The sequence below is a fragment of the Adlercreutzia muris genome, assembly GCF_008831045.1.
Lineage (GTDB): Bacteria > Actinomycetota > Coriobacteriia > Coriobacteriales > Eggerthellaceae > Adlercreutzia > Adlercreutzia muris.
The window spans coordinates 22,194-47,118 of record NZ_WAJS01000013.1; the positions used below are offsets into that span (position 1 = coordinate 22,194).

Annotated in this window: 21 protein-coding genes and 1 tRNA gene; 20 read left to right on the forward strand and 2 right to left on the reverse strand. The window is 64.7% G+C overall.

Translation table 11 applies throughout. From position 1 onward, the window contains the following. Positions 1–2: 2 nt before the first annotated feature. Positions 3–1,577, reverse strand: coding sequence for a threonine synthase (thrC, locus tag F8D48_RS05210; RefSeq protein ID WP_151430244.1), 1,575 nt, complete (start codon positions 1,575–1,577; stop codon positions 3–5). 378 nt (positions 1,578–1,955) lie between these two features. Between thrC and F8D48_RS05215 the strand changes: the two genes are divergently transcribed. The 7 genes from F8D48_RS05215 (at position 1,956) to F8D48_RS05245 (ending at position 8,098) form a co-directional block, all read left to right on the forward strand. Beyond that, a complete protein-coding gene (locus F8D48_RS05215; RefSeq protein ID WP_240806241.1) occupies positions 1,956–2,225 on the forward strand; it encodes a FeoA family protein in 270 nt (89 codons plus the stop codon). 103 nt (positions 2,226–2,328) lie between these two features. Further along, positions 2,329–2,559, forward strand: a complete 231-nt coding sequence (locus tag F8D48_RS05220) for a FeoA family protein (protein ID WP_135970331.1) — start codon at positions 2,329–2,331, stop codon at positions 2,557–2,559. A 148-nt stretch (positions 2,560–2,707) separates the two neighbouring features. Beyond that, entirely contained in the window at positions 2,708–5,038 is a 2,331-nt protein-coding gene (gene feoB, locus F8D48_RS05225) for a ferrous iron transporter B (RefSeq protein ID WP_151430246.1), read from the forward strand. A gap of 92 nt (positions 5,039–5,130) precedes the next feature. After that, positions 5,131–5,334, forward strand: coding sequence for a hypothetical protein (locus F8D48_RS05230; RefSeq protein ID WP_151430248.1), 204 nt, complete (start codon positions 5,131–5,133; stop codon positions 5,332–5,334). A 215-nt stretch (positions 5,335–5,549) separates the two neighbouring features. After that, a complete protein-coding gene (locus F8D48_RS05235; RefSeq protein ID WP_135970334.1) occupies positions 5,550–5,930 on the forward strand; it encodes a metal-dependent transcriptional regulator in 381 nt (126 codons plus the stop codon). Positions 5,931–6,020: 90 nt separating this feature from the next. Further along, positions 6,021–7,079 (forward strand): septum formation initiator family protein, encoded by a 1,059-nt coding sequence (locus F8D48_RS05240; RefSeq protein WP_151430253.1) that lies wholly within the window; start codon positions 6,021–6,023, stop codon positions 7,077–7,079. A 68-nt stretch (positions 7,080–7,147) separates the two neighbouring features. Next, positions 7,148–8,098, forward strand: coding sequence for a Ppx/GppA phosphatase family protein (locus F8D48_RS05245; protein WP_151430254.1), 951 nt, complete (start codon positions 7,148–7,150; stop codon positions 8,096–8,098). 69 nt (positions 8,099–8,167) lie between these two features. Here F8D48_RS05245 and F8D48_RS05250 read toward each other — a convergent pair. After that, positions 8,168–8,250, reverse strand: a tRNA-Leu gene (locus tag F8D48_RS05250). Positions 8,251–8,416: 166 nt separating this feature from the next. Between F8D48_RS05250 and F8D48_RS05255 the strand changes: the two genes are divergently transcribed. From F8D48_RS05255 to F8D48_RS05315, 13 genes are all read left to right on the forward strand, one after another. Further along, on the forward strand, positions 8,417–10,177 hold the full coding sequence (locus F8D48_RS05255) for an ATP-binding protein (RefSeq protein WP_240806242.1): 1,761 nt from the start codon (positions 8,417–8,419) through the stop codon (positions 10,175–10,177). Positions 10,178–10,284: 107 nt separating this feature from the next. Next, positions 10,285–10,998, forward strand: a complete 714-nt coding sequence (locus tag F8D48_RS05260; RefSeq protein ID WP_151430255.1) for a response regulator transcription factor — start codon at positions 10,285–10,287, stop codon at positions 10,996–10,998. Positions 10,999–11,548: 550 nt separating this feature from the next. Continuing rightward, complete coding sequence (locus F8D48_RS05265) at positions 11,549–14,029, forward strand: molybdopterin-containing oxidoreductase family protein (protein WP_151430256.1); 2,481 nt, start codon at positions 11,549–11,551, stop codon at positions 14,027–14,029. A 14-nt stretch (positions 14,030–14,043) separates the two neighbouring features. Continuing rightward, positions 14,044–14,706, forward strand: coding sequence for a 4Fe-4S dicluster domain-containing protein (locus F8D48_RS05270; RefSeq protein WP_151430258.1), 663 nt, complete (start codon positions 14,044–14,046; stop codon positions 14,704–14,706). Between the two features lie 65 nt (positions 14,707–14,771). Beyond that, positions 14,772–15,500: a molecular chaperone TorD family protein gene (locus F8D48_RS05275; RefSeq protein ID WP_151430260.1), complete on the forward strand. Its 729-nt coding sequence runs from the start codon at positions 14,772–14,774 to the stop codon at positions 15,498–15,500. A 24-nt stretch (positions 15,501–15,524) separates the two neighbouring features. Next, positions 15,525–16,262 (forward strand): ferric reductase-like transmembrane domain-containing protein, encoded by a 738-nt coding sequence (locus F8D48_RS05280; RefSeq protein ID WP_151430262.1) that lies wholly within the window; start codon positions 15,525–15,527, stop codon positions 16,260–16,262. Between the two features lie 111 nt (positions 16,263–16,373). Then, positions 16,374–17,429, forward strand: coding sequence for a polyprenyl synthetase family protein (locus F8D48_RS05285; protein WP_151430264.1), 1,056 nt, complete (start codon positions 16,374–16,376; stop codon positions 17,427–17,429). 1 nt (position 17,430) lies between these two features. Next, the gene (locus F8D48_RS05290; RefSeq protein WP_151430266.1) at positions 17,431–18,333 is read left to right on the forward strand and encodes a peptidoglycan-binding domain-containing protein; all 903 of its coding nucleotides are present in this window, start codon (positions 17,431–17,433) and stop codon (positions 18,331–18,333) included. Positions 18,334–18,656: 323 nt separating this feature from the next. Next, positions 18,657–19,943, forward strand: a complete 1,287-nt coding sequence (leuC, locus tag F8D48_RS05295; RefSeq protein WP_151430268.1) for a 3-isopropylmalate dehydratase large subunit — start codon at positions 18,657–18,659, stop codon at positions 19,941–19,943. A 14-nt stretch (positions 19,944–19,957) separates the two neighbouring features. Then, positions 19,958–20,452, forward strand: coding sequence for a 3-isopropylmalate dehydratase small subunit (locus F8D48_RS05300; protein WP_151430270.1), 495 nt, complete (start codon positions 19,958–19,960; stop codon positions 20,450–20,452). 23 nt (positions 20,453–20,475) lie between these two features. Further along, positions 20,476–21,585, forward strand: a complete 1,110-nt coding sequence (gene leuB, locus F8D48_RS05305; protein ID WP_151430272.1) for a 3-isopropylmalate dehydrogenase — start codon at positions 20,476–20,478, stop codon at positions 21,583–21,585. Between the two features lie 110 nt (positions 21,586–21,695). Next, the gene (locus F8D48_RS05310) at positions 21,696–23,225 is read left to right on the forward strand and encodes a response regulator transcription factor (protein WP_170272738.1); all 1,530 of its coding nucleotides are present in this window, start codon (positions 21,696–21,698) and stop codon (positions 23,223–23,225) included. 162 nt (positions 23,226–23,387) lie between these two features. Further along, positions 23,388–24,899, forward strand: coding sequence for an FAD-dependent oxidoreductase (locus F8D48_RS05315; RefSeq protein WP_151430276.1), 1,512 nt, complete (start codon positions 23,388–23,390; stop codon positions 24,897–24,899). Positions 24,900–24,925 lie beyond the last annotated feature (26 nt).

A 24,925-nucleotide genomic window follows, 5' to 3' on the forward strand; every position in this document is an offset into this window, starting at 1 on the left:
GGCTATCGCCGGCAGAAAGCCTCGGCCGCGGCCTCGATAGCTTCCACGTCGTTGTCGATCACGTCGGTAAATCGTACCTCCATGGTATCAAGGTTGGCAAGCCCCGCCGGGATATCGCACCGGCCCGTTTCCTCGGCGATGCGCTCGTTGAGCTGGCAGCCCGTCAGCGACGCCACCTCGGCGGGCAGCGCCTCGCCCGGAGCCATGGCATGGAGGGCCCGGTACACGTTGTCGCCGAACTTCGCCCAATGGGCGGTCGAGGCGATGAGCACGGGGTTCTCGCCGCGCAAGTTCTGGGCGGCGGCATAGGCCACGGCCGTATGGGGATCCAGCAGGTAGCCGTGCTCGTCGAGCACTTCCTTGATAGTGGCGAGGCAGTGGGCGTTGTCGATGGAGTCGGCGCTGAAGTTCTCGCGGACGCGGGCAAAGGTGTCGCTGTCCACGCGGAAGCAGTGCTTCTCGTTCAAGTCGGCCATCCACCGGCCGATGGCCTCTCCATCGCGGCCCGTGAGCTCGAACAGCTGCCGCTCGAGGTTAGAGGACACGAGGATGTCCATGGAAGGGGAGGCAGTGAGGATGAACGCGCGGTCGGAGATATCGTAGGTGCCCGTGTTGATGAAGTCGGTCAGCACACGGTTGTCGTTGCTCGCGCAGAGCAGCATGCCGATGGGCGTGCCGATCTGCTTGGCGTACCATGCCGCGAGGATATTGCCGAAGTTGCCCGTGGGCACGCAGACGTCGATCTCGTCGCCGGCCTCGATCTTGCCGGAGGCCACGAGCTCGGCGTAGCTGGAGATGTAGTACACCACCTGGGGCAACAGGCGCCCCCAGTTGATGGAGTTGGCGCTGGATAGGGCGACGGCGTCTTCGGTGAGCAGTTGTTTGGCGAAGGCATCGTCGGAGAAGGTGCGCTTCACGCCGGTCTGGCAGTCGTCGAAATTGCCGCGCACGGCCCATACGCGCACATTGTCGCCAGTAGTGGTGACCATCTGCTTGCGCTGGATGTCGCTCACGCCGCCATCGGGGAACAGCACGCCGATAGTGGTGCCGTCGACGCCCTTGAAGCCCTCGAGGGCCGCCTTGCCCGTGTCGCCGGAGGTGGCCACGAGGATCATGAAGTCGTGGTCGAGCTTGCCCGCCTCGCGCAGGGCGCTCGCGCTGGCCGAGAAGAAGTGCGGTAGGCACTGCAGCGCCATGTCCTTGAAGGCGCTCGTGGGGCCGTGCCACAGCTCCAGAATGTGCGTGTTGTCGTCCAGGGAGGTGATGGGGCAGATGGCCGCATCGTCGAAGTTCTCGCCATAGGCGCGACCCATCAGCTCATCGATGGTCTCATCGGGCAGATCGATGTTGAAGGCCTTGTATATGGCTGCCGCCCGCTCGGCGTAGGGCAGCTCGGCCAGGGCCGCGATTTCGGCCACCGATAGCGAGGGCAGCTCCTGGGGCACGTACAGGCCGCCGCCAGCCGCCAGGCCGTTCACCACGGCCTCGGTGAAGGGAACCGGCCCCCCGGCCGCTCCCCGCGTGTCCACGTACAGGTTCTGGCCGAACGAGGCGGCCCGGTCGATGCATTGCGCCATGACTCATCCTTCTCTGAAAGACGTTAATGGGGTCAAGAATACCATGGGGCGGACCGCGATTGGACAGCCGTGAGGTGAACGATGGGCAAATAGAGAGGAAAGTGGATATGGCTCTCGGCGGCAGTGCGGTTTGTCGCGGCTTTACTCCCGGGGCGTCTGTCCCACTGGTCGGTGCGCGCTGTCGGGGGTTCTCCGCCCAGGCTTCCTTGCTGCCCCCCCGTCGACAGCTCGGGTCGGCGGCGCGCGAGGGGTGTTCGCGCGACCGTTCGCGAAAAAGTATGAAAAAGTTAACTTTATAGGGTTTACGAAAGTTAACTTTAGATTACAATACGTTGCTGCATGCAACTAACATTGATGGGAGACGCTATGAGCCAAGCAATGGTCTCGGAAAGCGCTTGCTGCAAGACCGGGAGCACCGGAGCAGCGTGCCAGCCGATGCCGCTCGCCTTTTTGCGCAGCGGCGATATGGCGAACGTCGTCCGCGTGCGCGGAAAGGGCGAGGTGCATCACCATCTCGAGAACCTGGGGTTCGTCGAGGGTGCGGCCGTATCCGTCGTTTCCGAGCAGGCGGGGAACTTTATCGTGCAGATCAAGGGGGCAAGCGTCGCCCTCGATCGCAGCGTGGCATCGAAGATCATCGTCGCTTGAGGCAGCATGGCTGGCGAGGCGCTTGCGGTCGAGACCTGCCCCGGCCCTTGGCTGCCGCATCTCCTGTCGCGCCCGTTTCAGAGGAACACAGAAAGGAAGGACTATGGCAGAGCATAAGACCCTGCGCGATGTAGCCGTGGGCCAGTCGGCCACCGTGCGTCGCCTGGTGGGCGAAGGCGCCGTGAAGCGCCGCATCATGGACATGGGCATCACAAAGGGCACCGAGGTGTTTGTGCGCAAGGTGGCTCCCTTGGGCGATCCCATCGAGGTGACCGTGCGCGGCTTCGAGCTGTCGCTGCGCAAAGACGAGGCGGAAAACGTGCTCGTCGCCTAAGGGAGATCGCACCCCTCCCTCTCGCGCCTCGGGCGCATTTTTTCTCCCCAGTAGTTAACTAGAACTAACTTTATTGTCCCGCGGGTGCCCGGGAGAGCGCCGCGGAAAGGACGCGGGACGACGTCATTAGGAGAAGGAAAGGCTGATCATGGCAATCAACATCGCCCTTGCCGGGAACCCCAACTGCGGCAAGACGACCATGTTCAACGATCTGACCGGCGCGAACCAGTATGTGGGAAACTGGCCCGGTGTGACTGTTGAGAAGAAGGAGGGCCCCTGGCGACATGACAAGTCGGTGACCATTACCGATCTGCCGGGCGTGTACTCGCTCTCGCCCTACACCCCCGAGGAAATCGTCACCCGCGACTACCTCATGAGCGGCAAGCCCGATGTGGTGGTGAACCTGGTGGACGCCACCAACCTCGAGCGCAATCTCTACCTCACCACTCAAATCATCGACCTGGGCATTCCGGTGGTCATCGCTCTGAACATGATGGATCTCGTGGAAAAGAACGGCGATGTCATCGATGTGGCCGGCCTCTCTGCGCGCCTGGGCTGTCCCGTCGTGGAGACGTCTGCCCTCAAGGGTCGCGGCACCGCCGAGGTCATCGAGGCCGCCCGCGCGGCCGCCTCTGCCGGCACCGCCCCTGCGACCACCCTGCGCTTTTCCGCCGACGTGGAGGAGGGCCTGGCGCACATCGCCGCCGTCGCCGGGGACCGCATCGCCGGCCGCCACGGCCGCTGGTACGCCATCAAGCTCTTCGAGGGCGAGCAACTCACCGTGGACAAGCTGAGCTTGCCGGCCGCCGAGCTCGCCCAGATCGCCGCCATCCGCGACGCGGTGGAAGATGCCGAGGACGACGACGCCGAGTCCATCATCACCAACGAGCGCTACGACGGCATCACCGCCGTCTGCGACGCCTGCGTGAAGAAGTCGCCGAAGACCATGACCACCACTCAGAAGATCGACCGCGTAGTCACCAATCGCATTCTCGGCATTCCGATCTTCGTCGTCATCATGTTCCTCGTGTACTACATCTCCGTGTCCACCGTGGGCACGCTCGTGACCGATTGGGCCAACGACGGCCTGTTCGGCGACGGCTGGCTCTACACCAACACCGAGGCCTACGATGCCGCCGTCGAAGAGTTCGAGGGCGTCCTGGAAACTGCCGAGGGTGCCGCCGCCTTCGAGGCCGGCGAGCTGGAAGAGCCCGACCCGGCCGACTACGGCCTCTACCACGTGGGCGTGCCCGTAGTGGTGGGCGGCTGGCTCGAGGCGGTCGGCGCTGCACCGTGGGTGCAATCGCTCGTGCTCGACGGCATCATTGCCGGCGTTGGTGCCGTCATTGGCTTCGTTCCGCAGCTGATCGTGCTGTTCATCCTGCTCGGCTTCCTGGAGGGCTGCGGGTATATGGCCCGTGTCGCCTTCATCATGGACCGCATCTTCCGTCGTTTTGGTCTGTCCGGCAAGTCCTTCATTCCCATGCTCATCGCCTCGGGCTGCGGCGTGCCCGCGGTCATGGCCACCAAGACCATCGAGAACGAGAAGGACCGCCGCATGACCATCATGACCACCACCATGATCCCCTGCGGCGCGAAGCTGCCCATCATTGCGCTCGTGTTCGGCGCGCTCGCCGGCGGCGACTACGAGGCCACCTGGTGGGTCGCCCCGGTGTTCTACTTCCTGGGCCTGGCCGCCATCATCCTGTCCTGCATCATCTTGAAGAAGTTCCGCGCCTTTACCGGCGAGGTGGCCCCCTTCATCATGGAGCTGCCCCAGTACCATCTGCCCACGGTGAAGAACGTGCTTCTGTCCATGTGGGAGCGCGTGCGCAGCTACGTGGTGAAGGCCGGTACCATCATCTTCCTGTCCTCTATGGTCATCTGGTTCCTGCTGAACTTCGGCTTCTACGAGGGCTCCTTCGGCCTGCTCGACTCCGAGATGGACGGCTATATCCAGTACAGCCTCATGGCCGGCCTCGGCAACTTGCTCGCCTGGGTCTTCGTTCCGCTCGGCTTCGGCAACTGGGAGTCTGCCGTCACCTCCATCACGGGGCTGGTGGCCAAGGAGAACGTCGTGGCCACGGTGGGCGTCATCACGAGCCTCGGCGAGGCCGGCGAGACCGACCCGTCCCTGTGGGCGTCGTTTGCCGCCATGCTCGGCGGCGGCAGCGCCGCCATCATGGCCTTCTGCGCCTTCAACCTGTTGTGCGCCCCCTGCTTCGCCGCCATCGGCACTATCCGTCGCCAGATGATGTCCGCGAAGTGGACCTGGGCCGCCATCGGCTACATGACCGTCTTCGCCTGGTGCGTGGGACTTATGCTCTATCAGTTTGTCGGCTTGGCCACCGGCGAAGTCGCCTTCAACCCCTTCACGGCTTTGGCCGTCGTGGTGGCCGCCGGCATGCTCTTCCTGCTGCTGCGCCCGGCTGCCAAGCCGGGCGCGGCCACGCTGAAGACAGTGGCCGACAACGCCTAAACGTTCGTTTCCCGCCATGCACCTCGCGCCGCTTTGTGCCGCGGAAGTCGGCGCGGCGCCTGTCGGAACGGCATGATCGCAAAGGATTCGCCATGCAGGAACTCATTCTCAATGGACCCACCATCGTCATCCTGATTGCCATCGCGGCTCTTGCGGTGCTCTCTGTCCGCCGTATGACCCGTCGCGGCCTGTGCGATTGCGGCGACCGGTGCGAGGGGGGCTGCCACGGCTGCTCCGGGTGCGCGGCGGCGGAATCGATGACAGCCGCGATGGAGGAGGCGGCGCGGAAAGAGTAGGCGCTGCGGGGTCGCGCGGCCCGGGGTCGCGGTCGGCGTCACGGCCGCTGCATGGCGCGCAGGTGCAGAAGCACGGCTTGTCTTGCAGGTCAAGCAACCGCTGGCAAACCGTTGGCGAAAACAATGTGAACGAGGCTCGGAACTCTGTGTCCGAGCCTCGTTTTTTTGCCGGGGCCGTGATACCATGGCATGACGTATCTGATAAGGAGAGCGCTGTGGTAAAGACATCCATGTCCCACGAGGACTACCTCGAGGCCATCGTCATGCTGGGAGGCACGACGGATGTCCCCGTGCGCTCGGTGGACGTGGCCAACAAGCTGGGTGTATCCAAAGCCTCGGTGAACAAGGCCATCTCCGCCCTGAAGGAGCAGCAGCTCGTCATCCAGCCCCACTACGGCGATATCACCCTGACCGAGGAGGGCTACGCCTACGGCAGCTCGGTCCTCGGCCGCCACCGCATGCTCTTCGACTTCCTCACCCAGGCCGTGGGCATTCCGCCGGATGTGGCCGAGGACGAGGCCTGTCAGATGGAGCATGCCATCAGCGACGAGTCCTTCAAGAAATGGGAGGCCTTCGTCAAAGGCCTCGATTTGTAGACGGGCCCCATCGCCCGACCGGCCCACCCGCTTTCGACTGACTACCCGCCCCAGAAACGAACCCCGGCAGCGAAAGGAAGTTCCATCCCTGTGCCACGCCAGGCCAACATCGTCTCCTTCGACGCAGCGCGTCGCGCCGCGGGCACCTGCGTGCCCGGGCGTGCGTCCGCGCGTCCTGCCGGCCGCACGGCGGCAGCCGTGCTCGACGGGGCCGGGGAAGTGCGCGTGCGCTCGGCTGGCCGCCGCCCCGCGGGCTCGCCGGCAGGGGCAGAGCGCCCCGTCGGCCGCGCCGCCGACACGGCCACGGCCTTCCCGGGCGCCCGCGCGACGTCTTCCGCAGCCCCGCCGCGCACCGCTGGGGCCGGCAGGCCCCACAACCCCACACCGAGCTGGTACGACGACGGCGCCTCGGCGCGCCCCCGTCCCGATGACGGCTTTCTTTCCGGGGCCGCTGGCCGGGCCGAGAACGAGGCCGGCGAGGAATACGAGGCACGGCTGCTGGCCGCCCTCGAGGAGCGCGAGCGCGGCCCCTTGGGTCGTTTGGCCGCCAAGCGCCGGGAGCGTGCCAAGGAGCGGGCCGGCAAGGCGTACTTCCGCCAGTACGAGGCCGGGAAGGCCTCCGATGCCGCCCAGGGCGGTCCCCGTGCAGCGGTGTACAAGGGGGAGATGGGCTCGTCCCACAAGCGTTCTTCCCGCATGCAGCAGCAGGCGACCTCGGGCTCGGCTCGGCGCGGCCGCGCTGCCATGGCCGCGGCCGAGAAGCCGTCGCTGTTCGCGCGGCCGCCCCTCATGGGGTTGGCGGCCACGGTCCTCTGCATCGCCTTCGCGGCGGCCTTTCTCTACGGTCCGGCCCAGCAGCTTTACGTGGACATGCGCGAGAGGGATCGCCTGGCAGCCGAGTACGAGGCCGTGGTGGAGCGCAACGAGGCCCTCGGTGCCCAGGTGGACGCCCTCCAGACCGATGCGGGCATCGAGGATGCCGCCCGCACGCAGCTCGGCTGGGTGCGGGAGGGCGAGCACGCGGTGTCGGTGGCCGGGCTCGCCGAGCGCGAGAAGCCGGAATTCCGCGGCAACATCCTCTCCGAGGACATCGAGCTGCCGGATACCTGGTACTCGGGAGTGCTCGACCCGCTGTTCGGGGTGTCCTGAGGCTTTCGTGCGGCGGGAGCGGTTGCGCTCTGTCGGCGGTTTTGGCGATCTCTTGAAAGGAAGCTAGCATGGCCTATCGCAACGGGCGGTTCGCCGCCTTGGACATTGGCACGGTGACCTGCCGTCTGCTCGTGGCCGACGTGGATGCGGGCCGCATTCGCGAGGTGGCCAAGGAGTACGCCATCACCGATTTGGGCGTGGGAGTGGATGCGACGGGACGTCTGTCGCAGGAGGCCATCGAGCGCGTGCTCTCAACGGTTGACCGCTATCGGGAGGTGCTCGCGCGCAACGACGGGCCCGCGCATCCCGTAGAGAGGCTCATCGCTATGGCCACCTCAGCATCGCGCGATGCTGAGAACGGCGCCGATTTCGTGCGCCAGCTCGCCGAGCACGGCGTGTCGCTGGCCGTTATTCCCGGCGAGCGCGAGGCACAGCTCACCTTCGTCGGCGCATCGAGCGATTTTCCCGGTGAGAACCTGCTCGTGGTGGACATCGGCGGCGGCTCCACGGAGATCGTGGCCGGCCGTTTCGGAGAGGGGCCCGTGGCGGTGCGCTCCTTCGATATCGGCTGCCGCCGCGTGACGGAGCGCTTCTTCCGCGACGATCCGCCGACGGCCGCGCAAATCGGGCAGGCGCGGTCCTGGATGCGGGAGGCCATGGCGTCGTACTTCGCCGATCTGGCCGATCGGGGCTTTGCCGTCGATCGCGTGGTGGCCGTGGCCGGAACCGCCACGAGCGTGGTGGCCATCCGCGAGGCTATGGAGGTCTACGACTCGTCCCGAGTGCACCGGGCGCGGGTGACGGCGGCCGAGCTTCAGGCCATCGAGCGACGCCTGGCCGCCGAGACGCTGGCGGAGCGCGAGCGCACCGTGGGGCTCGACCCCAAGCGCGCTGGCGTCATCGTGGCGGGGCTCGTCATTCTGGAGGAAGTGCTCGCCCTTGCCGGGGCCGAGGCCTACACGGCCAGCGAGTCGGATATCCTGCACGGGATGATTCTGGAGGCGGCGCGCGAAGAATAGGGCGCCTGCGGGCCAAAACCCGAGGCGGGCCTCCGCTGCGCCAGTTCGCCCGGGAGGTGGCGCGGTATATGGTAGGGGCGGTGGGACTCGAACCCACAATCCGAAGAGGCGGATTTTAAGTCCGCTGCGTATGCCAATTCCGCCACGCCCCCACGGCACGACTCTCGGTGTCCGCCCATGATACCACGACCCGCCCGGGACGCTGCCGGAAGAGCGGCGAGACGCGAGCGGGACTCGGATGCGACCCGGCGAATTAATCTCCGGTTAATCGAAAGCTTAGGCAAAAATTAGCGCCCATCGCGTCTGAAGGGGGTTACTATGGGGCATGCAGGGGCGATGCCCGCAGCGGTGCGTCGAGGGGAGGCGGATGTGAAGGCGCGAAACGTCAGCTTACGCGTGATATGTGTGCTGGTGCTGACGGCGGTGTTCGTTGCGGCAACGGCGGCCTTCACCTTCTTCGACATCCGCACCCAGACGGAGCACATGGAAGACTCGCTGGCCGAGGAGGCCCGCACCTTCGCCCGCGAGATGGATGCCGTCTGGCAGTTCATGGACAATTCCCAGTACACCATCAACAACACCAGCGACGGCGTATTCGAGTTCAAGGGCCTGCACTGCGCCATCGTGGGGAAGAGCGTGGGGGCCATCTTCTCGGCGGGCAACGACTACTCCATCAGGTACACGAACTTCGAGCCGCGTCGCGCCCAGGACAAGCCTGACTCCTTCGAGGCCGAGGCCCTCACATTGTTCGGCGAGGGCTCTGCTATCGAGCACTACCGCATCGTCGAGGACGATGACGACGCCGACCGCGCCCAGACCTCCGCCGACAGCGGGGCTGCCCAGTTCCGCTACGTGCAGGCTCTGCGCGTGAACGAGAGCTGCCTGGAATGCCACGGGGAGCCGGCCGGCGAGATCGACATCACGGGCTTTCCCAAGGAGGGCTGGACGCTCGACTCCGTCGGCGGCGCCATCAGCGTGGTCATCCCGCTCGAGCAGCAGTACCAGGCCCTGCGCGACAATGTGATACGTGACGTGGCGTTCTTCCTGCTTTTGGCCACGTTCATCGGCATCGTGGTTTTCGGGCTCATGACCGCGTTCGTGCTGCGCCCCCTCGAGGCCATGAAGAGGGCTTTCGGCGCCGTGGGAGAAGGCCGGCTGGAGCACTCCATGGACGATGCGGGCACCGCCCGCGAGATCGCGAGCCTCATCGAGCGCTTCAACGCCATGGCCAAGGAGCTGCGCGTGACGTACGCGGGCCTGGAGGACCAGGTTGCGGAGCGCACGCGCGATCTGCGGCGCGCCAACGAGGAGCTCGCGGCGCAGCGCGACAGCCTGGAGGCCCTCAGCGAGAAGCTGGCGAAGGAGTCGCAGGTCAAAAGCGACTTGCTCTCCATGGTGAATCACGAGCTGCGCACCCCGCTCACGTCTATCATCACGCTATCGCAGATCGCCCTGGAATCGAACGGGGGCGACGTGGAGGAGCGGAGCAGCTGGGAGGAGGTGCGCAAATCCAGCTCGGTGCTGCTCGGCATGATCAACAACATGCTCGACATCGCGCGGTCCGATGCCGGAGCGATGGCGGTGAGCAGGGAGCTCATGGATTTGGGCGACATCGTGGCGTCGGCCCAGGGGACTATCGGGCCTTTGGCGGTCGGCGCGCGCGTGGGCCTGAAGACGGCGGTGGCCCCCGACGTGCCGCTCGTGAACGGCGATTACGAGAAGATGCTGCGCATCCTGGAGAACTTGGGCACCAACGCCGTGAAGTTCACCTCGCCGGGCGGCACGGTTTCCATCGAGGTGACGCGCGAGGCCGCAAGCGGAGACGTGCTAGTGCGCGTGCTCGACGACGGCATCGGCATCGCCGAGGAGGACCGGGAGCGCATCTTCGACCGCTTTTTCCAGGTGGACAGCTCTGCAACGCGCGTCTACAACGGCAGCGGACTGGGGCTTGCCCTGGTGCGGGAGTACGCGGTGGCCCAGGGCTATGCGGTGTCGGTGGAAAGCGAGCTGGGGCGCGGAAGCGCGTTCACCGTGCGCATTCCGGCCAGCGAGGCGGTGGAGCTGGGGGACGAGGAGTAGCGGGGGCGCCGGAGCCCCGGCGTCCGGAGGCTCGGCCGGCGCAGCGGCGCCGACGGGGGCGGCGATACGAGGGCAAGGCGAGGACAAGGCGAGGACGAGGAGGCGGCATGTACAAGGTGATGCTCATCGACGACGAGGAGAGCCTGCATGTATCTATCGAGAAGCTGCTGACGCACGCGGGCTACGAGTACTGCGGCGCGCGCGATGCCGAAAGCGGCATGGAGATGCTCGTGGCCGAGCGGCCCGATCTGGTGCTGCTCGATGTGATGCTGCCGGGCATGAACGGCTTCGACCTCTGCGCGCGCATCCGCGGCGAGGGGCGCCGCATTCCCATTATCTTCCTGTCGGCGAAGACCGATATCGTGGACAAGTCCATCGGCTTTCGCGCCGGCGGGGACGACTACGTGACCAAGCCCTTCGATGCCACCGAGCTGCTGCTGCGCATCGAGGCCCATATTCGCCGACACCACGACACCATGGAGTTCGCGCGGTGCACCAACCGCGACGGCTCGGTGACCATTGGGGATTTGGAAGTGCGCTTCGACGAGTACCAGGTGCTCGTGAAGGGCAAGCCCGCGAACCTGACCACCAAGGAGTTCGAGATCGTGGCGTTTCTGGCCACCCACCCCGGCAAGGTGTTCACCCGCGGCCAGATTCAGGAGTACATCTGGGGCGAGGGCGAGGCCGATGTGCGCAGCAACTCCATCACCGTGTTCGTGCGCAAGATCCGCGAGAAGATAGAGAAGAACCCGAGCGAGCCCAAGTACCTGCTCACCGTCCAGCGCGTCGGCTACAAGATGGCCGACGGGTTGGACACTTAATATCCCATACATATGTACTCATATTTTTGCCAAATAACCGATATTAATTCGTCCAAATAGACGGTATTATGATCGTAACGGCGACTCCCTATGCCTACCGCCGCGAAGACGGCGTCTATGTTGTGCCGTTGGGATGCATTCGACCATAGGGGTGTCTCGCAATCAGGCCGACCAATGGCTGGGGAAGCGTAAAGACTGGCAAATGCGCGGGTGCACGTAGAATTCCTCGGTTCTCAATCCTTCGGCCTGCCGTTGTTCAACTCCCGCAATGAGCTATCGCCAAACCCGAAAATGAAATCGCGCCAAATCCGAAAACGTCCCTGGTCAAGACCAAAGTTTCAATCGTCCTTTTCGATCTTAACATCCCGTTAATATCGAATTAACTCAAAGCTTATCCGCAGCGTATCGCTATTAACGGGCGATTTCCTCAGAATGGGATTATCGAAAAGTCCGAAGAGGAGAGGCTTTTCGCACTTGGCTCCGGCGCGGCTGCCAACCCCTCCCTGGCAGCGCGCCCGCCAAGTCCGTGAGGGAGAGAGAGGAGAAATCCATGACCCAAGCGAAGACGGAGCCGAAGTTCTCGCGCAGAAGTTTCATCAAGGGAGCTGCGGCGCTGACCGCAACTGGCGCGTTGGCTGGCTGCAGTCCCGCCGCCGAGACCTTGGCGGAAACCGGAGAGGCTCCGGTGGAGGTTCCGGAAACCAAGATCTTCGCAGGTGCCTGCCGCGCTCAGTGCGGTCAGGGCTGCTACCTGAACGTGCACGTGCGCGATGGGCGCGTTGTGCGTACCACGGCGGGCCATTTCGACGACGGCTCCGAATTCGACCGCATCTGCCCCAAGGGCTTGTCGCAGCCGGCACGCGTGTACAGCGCCGAGCGCCTGCAATATCCCATGCGTCGTGTGGGCGAGCGCGGCAAGGGCGAGTTTGAGCGCATCACCTGGGATGAGGCCATCGCTGAGATCGCTGAGAAGTGGAAGGGCTACACTGCCGAGTTCGGCCCCACCTCCATCGCCTTCTTCCTGGGCAGCGGCAATACCGCCACGCTTGGCGGCGGTGCCCCGGAGGGCTCTCTTATGGCACGTCTGCTGAACGTCATGGGAGCCAGTCGCGTGCTGCCGGACCGCGACATCGCCACGCCCATGGCCTGGGCTTACATGTTCGGTGCTGGTCCCTACGCGAATCGCTGCTCAGATTCCATCAACGCCAAGCACCATGTTATCTGGGGCGGCGATATTGCCGTATCGGATAAGCAGCGCGCGCATTTCTTCCTAGAGGCACGCGATGCCGGGGCCGAACTGGTCGTTATCGACATTGCCTACCGCACCATGGCTTCGAAGGCGGACTGGTTCATTCCCGTGCATCCCGCTACCGACGGCGCTTTGGCCCTCGGCGCGATCCACGAGATTTTCGAGCAGGGCTGGGAGGCGACTGATTTCCTGCGCGATCACACCGAGGCGTCCCTGTTGATTAAGGAGGACGGCGCCTTCTTGCGCATGAGCGACTTGGGCGTGGAGCCGACCGAGACCACGACCAACGCCCAGGGCAAGGAAGTTCCCGTCGATCCCTACGTGGTGTGGGATGAGGAGACGTCCAGCGCCGTACCTCTGGCCCAGGCCAAGAAGCCCGCTCTCGGGGGCGTGCCCGCTATCGAGGGTATTGCCGTGCGTACCGAGATGGAACTGATTCGCGAGGCCGTTGAGCCGTGGACGCTTGAGCGTACTAGCGAGGTGACCGGCGTAAGCGCGGAGGACATCAAGCATCTCGCCCATTTGTACACCCAGGAGGGCGATGTCCAGACGGACATGAAGTTCGGTCTGAACCACTACAACAACGGTATGTATAGTTCGAAGTGCGTCAACTCGTTGCTGCTGGTATCTGGCCAGATGGGCCGTTCGGGCTCGGGTCTGTTTACGGGCGAGCCGAACTTCGGCGAGGGCAACGTGCAGGCCTGCATCACCATGCCGAGCGCTTCGGGCGAGGTGCCCCAAGGGGTCGGTGCCATCCTCAACTGGACTGACTTCTGCAACAACATCGTACCGACGGGTAAGAAGCTTGGTGAAGACTTCCCCATTAAGTCGTTCTACGCTTCGTGCACTAACGTCGTTTCGAACCAGACCGATCAGAACAAGACACTGGCCCTCATGAACCAGATCGAATTCATTGTCATCCAAGATATGACCATGAATGACACTGCTCTGTACGCTGACATCCTGCTTCCGGCCTGCCATTGGTTCGAGACGGCCGACCTGCGTGTACGCTACTACACGAACCCCTATCTGCTGTGGAACGAGAAGGCTGTCGAGCCTTTGTACGAGAGCAAGCCCGATGCCGAGATCTATCGGATGATTGCCGAGGCCATGGGGTACGGCGATTTCTTCCAGTTCACCGATGATGAGTATCTCAACGTTGTGCTTTCCACGCCCTATGGCAAGGAAAACGGGATCACCATCGATAAGATACGCGAAAAGAACTACCTGCGCTGCGCCAACGATCCCACCATCGCCTTCGAGGGCGGGATCTTCGGCACGGCCACTGGTCGTGCCATGTTCTACCGCGAGGCACCCATGCCCGACTACAACATGGGCCAGGAGATGGATCTTGAGAAGGAGAAGCTGGCCGTGTTCTGGGAGCCGGCGCGCGAAGCTGATTTGGCGAACCCTCTTCGCGAGAAGTTCCCGTTCACCATTTGCTGCGAGCATATGCGCACCCGTGCCCATACGCAGTGGTACGACGTGGGGTACTTGAAGGAGTTCGAGGCTCAGCCAGTTTGCCGTATCAATCCGGAGGACGCTGCCGAGCTCGGTATCGCCGAGGGGGATACCATCCGCCTGTACAACGACCGCGGTTCGGTCACCATGCTGGCCACCATCAATCCCGGTCAGCAGCGCAAGGCGGTGCACTGCCCGCGCAGCTTCCTCACGCGCGAGCACATTGACGGCGACCTTGCCCGTACGACCTTCAACGACTACAACCAGGCCTGCAGAAACCAGTCCTACTTCGACTGTGCTGTGGCCATCGAGAAGCTCTAGGGAGGCTGAGATAGATGACTCGATACGGAATGGCCATTGACCTTCGCCGTTGCATCGGTTGCCAGGCCTGCGCTGCGGCGTGCAAGGTGGCGAACAACCTGCCTAAGGAGCTGAAGTACAACGTCGTGTACACCAAGAGCGACGACGATTGGGATACGCTCGGCACTGCTGTGGCGCGGGGCGCGCTGGCCAACGACAACGCCGGCGGCACGTTCCCTAATTGCACGATGAACTTCCTTCCTATGCAGTGCCAGCATTGCGCGGAACCGGCTTGTCTGGAGGTATGCCCCACGGGTGCTACGCAGAAGCGCGAGGACGGTATCGTGTTCGTTGACTCCGAGCTGTGCATCGGTTGCGAGTCCTGCGCGAAGGCCTGTCCCTACGAGGGTGTGCGCAGCCTCATCAGCGACAATCCGGAATACTATCTGGAAGTGGAGGTCGGCGAATTCGACGCACCGCCCCATACGGCTGGAACCGTCGAGAAGTGCACCTTCTGCAAGAACCTCATCGATCGAGGAGATGTGCCCGCCTGCATGCAGCTGTGCCCTGGACGCGCCCGCTATTGGGGCGATTTGGACGACCCGGCATCTGAGGTGTCGAAGGCCATCGAGGGTCGCGACTGCCACCTTATCCTGGAGGCGGCCGGTACGAGCCCCAGCGTTTACTACTTGAAGTAGATTCAACGAATCAGAAGATAGGGTGGGCGTCGGACGGGCGCCCACCTCTTTTCAAGGAGGCTTTTATGGAGGCAGGGGATGTGAAAGCCGTTGTCGGTTTGGCCGATGGGTGCGAGTTGATGGGTGCTCTAACGCGCTTTCCCGATGCGGGGCTGGCTCGGGGTGTGGTGGATGGCTCGGTGCATGGCGACGCTATGGGCTGTGCGGCGGATATGACGGCGTCCAGTGGTGAGCAGTGGGAAGGTATGCAGGCGGCTTGCGAGGGCTTTGGCGTGAGCGAGGACGACGAGGTGGCAGTGTGCGATTCGTTGCGGCGAGCCTGGTCGCTTCTTTACGCACGGCAGGGAAGCGGTGTGGCAATTTTCCCCTACGAGAGTGCGTTTATCCATGTGCGCATGGGGGCCCATGGCGCACCGGCGCTTTTCCGCACAGCGCTGACGCTCCGCGTCGAACGAGCCATGCGCGAAGCGCATGCCCTTCCCGTAGATGCCGGGACCGAGCCCTGCGATAGCGCGTGGAACGAATGGTCTTTCTTGGCGCGCCTGCTGGGCAATGAAGCGGCGGCCCTCATGGCGGGCGATGGGGAAAGCGCAGCGCTCTGGCGTGATCGTGCCGCGAGTTTTACGCGCGAGCACGCGGGGCAGTGGCTGCCGGACTTTCTTGCGCGCACCGAAGAGGAGCTCTCCCGCCTCGCTGCGGCTGGCGGAGTCGATCGGACGGCTGAGCGTTTTTATGGGGCGCTTGCGGCCTACGGGCGTTTTCTACTAACGGTCCTAACGGAGCGGGCTGCGTAAGTCTCGAAGAAAGGGAGAGTGGCCATGGCGTTTCTTACCATTCTTGTCGCTTCGGCAGTGGCAACGGTAATTTTGCGAGGTCCGATTAAGCGCTGGCCGGTGGCGTTCTACGGGTTGGCCGTGGTAGCCGATGTCGCCTACATCGTCGGCATCGAGGGACTGCTTCCCCGTGCCGTGATGGGGCCGCTCACGCTGCTTATGGGCAAGTGCGTGCTGTCGTTGGCGCTGTTTGTGGTGGTCATGTATGTTGGCGTGTTTGCGAAAGGCTCGCGTGCTCACCAGTGGCTGAAGCCGGTGCGCAGCGAGCTTTCCATTGCCGCGTGCATTCTGGCTTGCGGGCATATGGCGGTGTACCTGGCCTCCTACGTTCCGCGGTTCGGGGGAGCGCTGAGCGCAAACGTTCTGGGCGCTCTAGCCGTGGCTCTGGGGCTGCTCGCTCTTCTGCTGGTGCTGGGCGCGACGTCCTTCGGTTTCGTGAAGAAGCACATGCGCACGGAAAGCTGGAAGCGTCTGCAACGATGGGCCTACGTGTTCTTCGGGCTGGTGTACGTGCACCTGATGCTGATGCTCGCGCCGGCGGCGAGCGGCGGCGGCGAGGCCGCGGTGGCAAGCGTGGCGGTGTACTCGGTGGTATTCGGCGCCTACGCCGTGCTGCGCGTTCGTCGCGCGCTCCTCGACCGGCGCTCTGCCGCGGGTGTGTCGGTAAGCGTCTCTTCCGACCCTGCTATTTCAGAGCTAGAAACTAAGGATTGTGCTGCTTAACGCCGCCAAATCTTACAATCTTGTCGATGGGCTGATCGGCGCGGCGGCGGTGGGTTGGCCGTGGTATTATGATTCGATGCTGAAACGACCGACCGACGGCAAGAAAGCGCTATGAAGAACATCACCGAAATTCTCGCCGGCGTCGAAGAGACGCCCACCACGTTCGAATCCTATCTGAAGAGCTATGCCGATCCGGTCGGGGAGCTCATCAATAGCTATATTCCCCACGGCGGCCACGGCGACATGGATCGCTACTTGTACGGGCCCCTGTACCGCTACAGCGAGAATGCCGGCAAGCGCCATCGTCCGCTTATCTGCTATGCGGCTTGCCTGGCCGTGGGCGGCAATCCGGATTGCGCCACCACATCGGCGGCGGCCATCGAGCACTTCCATTCCGCGGCCCTCATCCACGACGACATCGCCGATGAGGCCGAGCTGCGCCGCGGCGAGCCCTGCCTGCACCTCACCGAGGGGCTGGGGCTTGCCATCAACATGGGCGACTTGGCGCTTTCCATGGTGAACGGGCCGGTGGTGAACGATCCGCTGCTCGACGATGCCACCAAGGTGCGCGTCATCAGCGAGCTCATCGCCATGACCTGCCGTACCGTGGAAGGCCAAGCCCTCGATTTGGGTTGGGCCCGCGATGGCCGCTACGACATCACGCCCGAGGACTACCTCACCATGGCCGTCCACAAGACGGCCCACTACTCCGGCGCTGTTCCGCTCGCCGTGGGCGCTATCGTGGGCGGTGCCACCGAGGATCAGGTGGAGGCCCTGCGCAGCTACGGGCTCGATACCGGCCTCGCCTTCCAGATTCAGGACGACCTTCTGAACCTGGTGGGCACCGACGAGGCCAAGAAGAAGGACTTCCGCAGCGACATCACCGAGGGCAAGCGCACGCTCGTGGTGGTGCACGCCCTGCAGAACGCCGCGCCTGCGGCCCGCGAGCGTCTGATCGAGATCCTCTCCGCGAAGGAGCGCGATCCCGAGGTGCTGGCCGAGGCCGTGGCCATCATGGAGGAGGCGGGATCCGTCGACTACGCCCGAGCCTATGCCGAAAATCTCAGCCAGAATGCGAAGGCACGGCTGGTGGCGGCCATCGAGCCGTCGCCCTGCCGCGACCTGCTCGTATCCATGGCTGACTGGTTCGTGAACAGGTTGAAGTAACATGGAGCCTATTAAGCGCAATGATATGGGCGCCGCCGTCGAGGACGTGCAGCAGCGCCTCGCCCGCATAGGGCACCTGCCCGAGGATGCCGTCACGGGCACTTTCGACGACGCCACGGCCGCTGCCCTGGCCGACTTCTGCGCCGCTGCGGCCCTTCCCATTGCCGAGGAGGTGACGGAGAAGGTGTGGTCGGCTTTGGTGGACGCCTCGTTCAACCTGGGCGACCGCACGCTGTACTTGCGCATGCCCTACTTCCACGGCCATGATGTCTACGAGTTGCAGCATGCCCTGGGGGCGCTCGGGTTCTTCTACGGGGCCGACGACGCCATCTTCGGCGCCCATACCGAGGATGCCCTGCGTCGCTTCCAGCTGAACATGGGGCTGCCCTCCGACGGCATCGCCGGGGCCTACACCTACGGGGCCCTGCGCAACCTCGCCCACTCGTGGGTGGGGAAGGAGGCCACCCACAGCCCGGCGCGCCACCTTGGCTTTGCTCGGGCGGCCGACGTGCTGGAGCGCAACGCCGTGTGTTTGTTCGGCACCGACGATTTCTCGCGGTCGGTGGCTTCGCGCATGTCGAATCTGGCCGTGGCCACGAACCCCGCTTCGAAGATCATCAGCGCCGACAGCCTGTCGGTGCCCCCCGATGCCTCCATGATGCTCGTGCACGTGCTGCTCTCGGCTGATGATGCGGAGGCGGGCGTGCCGCTCGTGTCCTACGAGGACGAGGATAGCCTGGCGCTGCGTCTGACTTCAGCCGCTGATGTGGCTCGCGATGCCCCGTGGCCCCGCGTCTCGGTGCTGCTGCCGGGAAAGGTGTGGCTGGAAGCGGGTCCCGAGCGCTCTGCCCAGCACTACGCCATCACCCTGCTGGACGCCCTCTGCTCGGCGCTGCAGGGGTAGAGACACGTTCGATTGTCCGTTTTGGACGCTGGGCTGTCCCGAAAATGGCCGTTCTGCACCCTGCAGCTGCGGTAGAGGAGATATGGCGCAAAACTCCGGTTTCGGTGCGCGATCGGGCTGAGAGAGGAGCCCATCATCCTCGTTCGCCCCCCATTCTCGGGCCTTTTATGCCGTAAACGCCAGATCGTGCTCCCCGAGCCGGGAGAATGTGCACCAATTCCGACGTTTCGCGCCACTTCGAGGGAGAAAAAACTGCATGCAGTCGCGCGGTGCTACAATTATGCGGTTTTCAGTAAGGTTTGCGTTGCGTAAAGGAGCTTCCTTTGACTCGTCCCATGACCATGGCGGAGAAGATTCTCGCCGCCCATGCGGGGCTCGACGAGGTGGTGCCCGGGCAGTTGATCGAATGCGATCTCGACCTGGTGCTCGCCAACGACGTCACGGCCCCCATCGCCATCAAGACCGTGCGCGAGATCACTGATCGCGTCTTCGACGCCGATCGTGTGATCCTCGTGCCCGACCACTACGTGCCCAATAAGGACATCAAGAGCGCCGAGCAGGCCAAGATCGTGCGCGACTTCGTGCGCGAGCAGGGCATCTCCCACTACTACGAGGTGGGCTGCATGGGCGTGGAGCACGCGCTTCTGCCCGAGCAGGGCGTTGTGGGCGCGGGCGACCTCATCATCGGCGCCGACAGCCACACCTGCACCTACGGCGCGCTCGGCGCGTTCTCCACGGGCGTGGGCTCCACCGATGCCGGCGTGGGCATGGCCTGCGGCAAGGCCTGGTTCAAGGTGCCCGAGACCATTAAGTTCGTCATTAACGGCGAGCTGGCGCCGGGGGTTACCGGCAAGGACGTCATCCTGCACATCATCGGCATGATCGGCGTGGACGGTGCCCTGTACAAGGCCATGGAGTTCACCGGCAGCGCCATTGCCACCATGCCCATGGACGAGCGCCTGTCCATTTCCAACATGGCTATCGAGGCCGGCGGCAAGGCGGGCCTCATTCCCGTAGACGAGGTGACCCGCGCCTATATGAACGGCCGCACCGAGCGTCCCTACACTGCCTACTACTCCGATGACGACGCAGAATTCGCCCAGGTCATCGAGATTAACGCTGCCGACATCGTGCCGACGGTGGCTTTCCCGCACCTGCCGAGCAACACGCGCCCGGTGGCCGAGGCGCGCAACGTGCGCATCGATCAGGCCGTCATCGGCAGCTGCACCAACGGCCGTCTGGACGACATGCGCCAGGCCGCCGCGGTGCTTGCCGGCCGCACGGTGCACCCGGATGTGCGCTGCATCGTGATCCCGGCCACCCAGCAGGTGTACCAGCAGTGCATCGCCGAGGGGCTCATGGACATCTTCATCAATGCCCACTGTGCGGTGTCCACCCCCACCTGCGGGCCGTGCCTGGGCGGTTACATGGGCATTCTGGCCGCCGGCGAGCGCGCCATTGCCACGACGAACCGCAACTTCGTCGGCCGCATGGGCGACCCCACGAGCGAGGTGTACCTCTCCTCGCCGGCCGTGGCCGCCGCCAGCGCCGTGCTCGGCCACATCGGCCTTCCGGAAGACTTGGAGCCGGCCGCCTGCGCGGCCGAATAGGGAAGGGGAGCCTCATGCAATTCAAGGGAACCGTGCACCGCTACGGGCGCGATATCGACACCGACGTCATCATCCCGGCCCGCTACCTGAACACCTCCGACCCGGCGGAGTTGGCCAAGCACTGCCTGGAGGATTTGGACACGGAATTCGTGAACAACGTGCAACCGGGCGACATCATCGTGGCCGACGAGAACTTCGGCTGCGGAAGCTCGCGGGAGCACGCGCCTATCGCCATCAAGGCGGCCGGGGTGGACGTGGTCATCGCCAAGAGCTTCGCCCGCATCTTCTACCGCAACGCCATCAACACGGGGCTGGCCATCATGGAATGCCCCGAGGCGGTGGACGCCATCCGCAACGGCGACGTGGTGAGCGTGGATGCCGATGCCGGCGTCATCATCGACGAGACCACGGGCGCGACCTTCACGGCCCAGCCCTTCCCGCCGTTCCTCATGGAGATCATCAACGCCGGCGGTCTGGTGCCGCGCTGGCAGAAGAAGCTCGGGAACTAAGGCGCGAGAGGAAGAGGGAAGCTATGACGACTACCTATAAGATCTGCCTGCTGCCCGGTGACGGTATCGGGCCGGAGATTATCGCCGAGGGCGTGAAGGTGCTGAACGCCGTGGGCGCGGAGTACGATACGGCCTTCGAGTACGCCGACGCGCTCATCGGCGGTGCGGCTATCGACGAGACCGGCGAGCCTCTGCCGGCGGCCACGCTGGATGCCGCCCGCGCATCGGGTGCGGTGCTGCTGGCGGCGGTGGGGGGACCTAAGTGGGACACTACCGACCCGAATGCCCCGCGCCCGGAGCAGGGCCTGCTCGGCATCCGCAAGGAGCTGGGGCTGTACACGAACCTGCGCCCGGTGCAGATCTTCAACGCCCTGGCCGATGCGTCCACCCTGCGCCCTGAAATCGTGGACGGCGTGGACATGATGATCGTGCGCGAGCTGACGGGTGGTCTGTACTTCGGCCGTCGCGAGCGCTTCTATGACGAACCGGCCGCCGGAGTGGACGGTGCCCCGGGTCAGCGGGCCTACGACACCCTGGAGTACTCCGAGTACGAGATCGAGCGCATCGCCCGCCAGGCCTTCGAGATCGCCCGCAAGCGTCGGGGTAAGGTGACCAGCGTCGATAAGGCCAACGTGCTGGAGACGAGCCGTCTGTGGCGCGAGATCGTGCATCGCGTGCACGATGAAGCCTACGCCGACGTTGAGTTGGAAGATCTGCTGGTGGACAACACCGCCATGCAGCTTATCAACCGCCCGGCTGACTTCGATGTGGTGGTGACCGAGAATATGTTCGGCGACATCCTCTCCGACGAGGCGGCCCAGATCACGGGCTCGCTCGGCATGCTGGCCAGCGCGAGTCTGGGCGATGGCGTGGCGCTCTACGAGCCGAGCCACGGCAGCGCCCCCGACATCGCCGGCCGCGGCATCGCCAACCCGCTCGCGCAGATCCTGTCGGTGGAGATGATGCTGCGCTACAGCTTCGACATGGCTGATGCGGCCGACGACATCCGCCGCGCCGTGACTGAGGTGCTCGACGAGGGCTGGCGCACCGGCGACATCAAGGACGCCGAGACGCCCGTCGACCACGTGGTCGGCACCGAGCGCATGGGCGACTTGGTGGTGGCGCACTTGTAGTTCTCGCGACGAAATCATGGTTTCCAAGGGCGGCTTCTGAGTCGCCCTTGCGCAATAAGCGGCCCATGGAGTACAGTGACCCGCGCGGAACGCGGCGATCGAAGGGAGGGATGGCCACGGTCTCGAAAAAGGGCATCGGAGCGTTGCGCGGCGCTCTCACGCCGGCGGCCTGGGCCGTTCTCATCGCCTATGCGCTCTATCGGCTCGTCGCCTACACGAGCTACGTGACCAACTTCGGCTTCTTCGCCGACCCGCTCGGCTACGTCTCCGACCTGCCGTTCATGATCGGTGCGGCCCTGGGGAATTTCACTTCCTGCGCCATCGTGTTCGTGCTCTGCGCGACGGGCCGCTTGCGTCGCTGGGGGCTCGACTGCCGCAGCGCGCTGCTCATCGTGGCCCTCATCTACCTGGTGGTTGCCTTCGCTCCGGCACCGCTGCTGGAAGAGGGAGTCGCCACGTCCCTTCTCGGCGTGCTCTGGGGCCTCACGGTGACCGTGGTGCGGTTCGCGGCCATCGAGTTGCTGCGCGCCGAGCGCTCGCCCATGGTGCTCATCGTGCAGCTGGCAATCGCTGCCTTCCTGTTCGCCCTGGGCTCCTACGGTTTGCGATCGCTGCCGCCCCTGTGGTCCACCCTGTTCGAGGTGGCGGCGGCCCTCGTGCTCGTACCGCTCTTCGGATTCCTGCGCTCGTATCTCTCTCGTTTGCCCGATGACGATGAGGGTGCCGTCCCGGCGGCCGATGGCGGGGAGAGTTGGGCCGCCGCCGGGCAGGAGGATGCCGTCCACGCCGGCCTCGCCCGGTTCCGCCGCACCCTTGCCGAGAGTTCCACGCCCATTCTGGCAGCGTCCTTCTTCGAGCTAGTCTGCGGCTTGGTGAACATGTACGCCTCCTGCGCCCACGCCTCGTTCGCCATTTCCGCCCAAGTGCCCCTGGAGGGGTCGCTGGTGTGCAGCGTGCTCGTCATTGCCTTCGTGGCCCTCACGGCTCGGGTACCCCACAGCCGCTTCATGTACCTGGTGGTCTTCCCCGGGGCGATCGCGGTCTTTCTGGCGCTGCCCTATTTCGGGGAGGTCTGGGGACGCTCCCTCGGCACGGTCATCTACTCGGCCTACAGCTTCACGGCTATGCTCTCCATGTTTTGCGTGATCCGCGCCTGCCGCCGCACCGGGGACGAGGTCTACGGCATTGCCGCGTTCATGGCCGCTGCCACCCGCCTGTGCCTCATGGTGGGCCTGGCGCTCGGATGGTATTTCGGGAACCTCCGGGAGGGGAGCACGTTTCTGCACCTGTCCATCGTTTGCGTCACCTGCGTGTACGTGCTCGGTATGGTGCTCTTGCTCTGGGGCTTCCGCAGCTCGCGGGAGAAGCGGGTGGTGAAGGTGGTGGAGGTGATCGTCGAGCAGCCGCCGGCCACCTTCGAGGAGTTTCGCGCCGCCCGGGTGGAGGAGCTCACCGAGCGCTACGATCTGTCGCCCCGCGAGCGCGATGTGCTGGTGGGTCTGGCCCAGGGGAACACCGCCGCGAGCATTGCCGAGGGACTGCACATATCTACATCCACGGCCCAAGGCTATATCAAGAGCCTGTACGTTAAACTTGGCGTGAACAAGAAGCAGCAGGTCATCGACTTGTTTCAAAAATAACCATTTTTTGGGGGAGCGGGAATTCCCCTTCTTTTCTAGACTTCGCGCTGCACAGATCGTTTCGTGCTGCCGCGTCATCGGCGCGGCGCCCGCTTGCTCAAGGGGAGGGGCGGGTCGGGCACGGCGATCGCGAGCGAATCCTTAGAAAGGGAGGGATTTCGTATGACGATTTCACGTCGTGACTTTCTGAAGATCGGCGGTGCCTCGTGCATCGTCGCCGGAGCCGGCGCGGCCCTGGCGGGCTGCAGCCCCGCGGGCGGCGAGGCTGCAGCCCCGCTTGCCGAGACCGGCGAGGCGGCCCTGGTGGGCTACGCTCCGGTGAACTTCACCGATGAGGTCGATATTCTCATCATCGGATCGGGCTACGCCGGTCTGGCGGCCGCCATGGCCCCGGCGCTGGCGGGTAAGAAGATCATCATCGCCGAGAAGCAGGCCCAGATCGGCGGCGACTCCGCCACCTCCTGCTGCTTCATGTTCGCCAACGGCACCGAGCTGCAGCAGGCGGCTGGCAACCCCATGACCATCGACGAGTACTGGGAGGCCAGTGCCGAGAAGCTGAGCGCCGGCTGGGATCAGTACGAGTGGTTTGGCGAGTGGGTCAAGGGCAAGACCTACGCCAACACCCGCTTCGTGGACTCCGCCATCAACGACTTCGGCGCGAAGTTCCAAGAGCCCTGCACCGAGGCCGAGCTGCCCCGCCTGTTCGGCTCCGTGATCCTGCCGGCCGACGGCATCGGCTCGGGCGGCCCCAACATCCTGCAGCCCATCGCTGCGAAGCTGGGAGAGCTCGGCGTGGAGACCCGCTGCGGCCTGCGCGCGACGGCCCTCATCAAGGATCCCGAGGGTGCGGTTATCGGCTGCCGCTTCGAGGACGCCACCTCCGGCAAGATGACCGACATCAAGGCTGCGGCTACGGTGCTCGCCACCGGCGGTTTCGCTGACAACGGCGAGATGGTCATGGAGCACCTGCCTGCCTGGGCCAATCACGCCCAGCTGGTGCACGGCTGCATCGGCGAGGGCCACAAGATGGCCGAGGCCGCCGGCGCCCAGATGTTCGGCATGGACTCCTCCTTCGAGCGCTGCAACCTCATGGGCGACATCCCCAACTGCACCACCTGGGGCTACTGGACGCCCGTGGTGCTGGTGCTGCCCAACGGCAAGCGCTTCATCGAGGAGGCCCAGTCCCACGACGCCGCCCAGGCCGCCGTGGACGCGGGCTACCGCCAGTGGTGGTCCATCTTCGACCAGCGCGCCTTCGATGCCCGTGCCATCGGCCATTCCGTCGAGGGCAACATCAAGAGCCACGAGGACGTGTACGTGAAGGCCGACACGCTGGAGGATCTGGCCGCGGGCATGGACGTGCCCGTTGACAACCTGAAGGCCACCTTCGCCCGCTACGATGAGCTGGTGGCCAGCGGCGAGGATGCCGACTTCGGCAAGAAGGCCTGGCTCGAGTCGCTGCAGCCGCCCTACCACGCCCTGAAGCTGAACGTGTGCCGCTACAAGACCTCCGGCGGCGTGATGTGCGGCCCAAACAACCAGGTGCTCGACATGAATGACGAGGAGATCCCCGGTCTGTACGCCGCCGGCGCCGTGGCGCTCCAGTCCTTCGCAAGCGTGTCCGCCTGCATGTCCACCGGCTACTACACCGGCGAGACCCTGGCCGCCCTGTAAGGAGCCTCCCCCTCCGCGGGCGCCCC

Excerpts from the sequence above, each read along its gene's own strand:
- thrC (WP_151430244.1), bottom strand. The coding sequence starts at position 1,577 with ATGGCGCAATGCATCGACCGGGCCGCCTCGTTCGGCCAGAACCTGTAC.
- F8D48_RS05215 (WP_240806241.1), top strand. The coding sequence starts at position 1,956 with ATGGTCTCGGAAAGCGCTTGCTGCAAGACCGGGAGCACCGGAGCAGCG.
- F8D48_RS05220 (WP_135970331.1), top strand. The coding sequence starts at position 2,329 with ATGGCAGAGCATAAGACCCTGCGCGATGTAGCCGTGGGCCAGTCGGCC.
- feoB (WP_151430246.1), top strand. The coding sequence starts at position 2,708 with ATGGCAATCAACATCGCCCTTGCCGGGAACCCCAACTGCGGCAAGACG.
- F8D48_RS05230 (WP_151430248.1), top strand. The coding sequence starts at position 5,131 with ATGCAGGAACTCATTCTCAATGGACCCACCATCGTCATCCTGATTGCC.
- F8D48_RS05245 (WP_151430254.1), top strand. The coding sequence starts at position 7,148 with ATGGCCTATCGCAACGGGCGGTTCGCCGCCTTGGACATTGGCACGGTG.
- F8D48_RS05255 (WP_240806242.1), top strand. The coding sequence starts at position 8,417 with ATGGGGCATGCAGGGGCGATGCCCGCAGCGGTGCGTCGAGGGGAGGCG.
- F8D48_RS05260 (WP_151430255.1), top strand. The coding sequence starts at position 10,285 with ATGTACAAGGTGATGCTCATCGACGACGAGGAGAGCCTGCATGTATCT.
- F8D48_RS05265 (WP_151430256.1), top strand. The coding sequence starts at position 11,549 with ATGACCCAAGCGAAGACGGAGCCGAAGTTCTCGCGCAGAAGTTTCATC.
- F8D48_RS05270 (WP_151430258.1), top strand. The coding sequence starts at position 14,044 with ATGACTCGATACGGAATGGCCATTGACCTTCGCCGTTGCATCGGTTGC.
- F8D48_RS05275 (WP_151430260.1), top strand. The coding sequence starts at position 14,772 with ATGGAGGCAGGGGATGTGAAAGCCGTTGTCGGTTTGGCCGATGGGTGC.
- F8D48_RS05280 (WP_151430262.1), top strand. The coding sequence starts at position 15,525 with ATGGCGTTTCTTACCATTCTTGTCGCTTCGGCAGTGGCAACGGTAATT.
- F8D48_RS05285 (WP_151430264.1), top strand. The coding sequence starts at position 16,374 with ATGAAGAACATCACCGAAATTCTCGCCGGCGTCGAAGAGACGCCCACC.
- F8D48_RS05290 (WP_151430266.1), top strand. The coding sequence starts at position 17,431 with ATGGAGCCTATTAAGCGCAATGATATGGGCGCCGCCGTCGAGGACGTG.
- F8D48_RS05300 (WP_151430270.1), top strand. The coding sequence starts at position 19,958 with ATGCAATTCAAGGGAACCGTGCACCGCTACGGGCGCGATATCGACACC.
- leuB (WP_151430272.1), top strand. The coding sequence starts at position 20,476 with ATGACGACTACCTATAAGATCTGCCTGCTGCCCGGTGACGGTATCGGG.
- F8D48_RS05310 (WP_170272738.1), top strand. The coding sequence starts at position 21,696 with ATGGCCACGGTCTCGAAAAAGGGCATCGGAGCGTTGCGCGGCGCTCTC.
- F8D48_RS05315 (WP_151430276.1), top strand. The coding sequence starts at position 23,388 with ATGACGATTTCACGTCGTGACTTTCTGAAGATCGGCGGTGCCTCGTGC.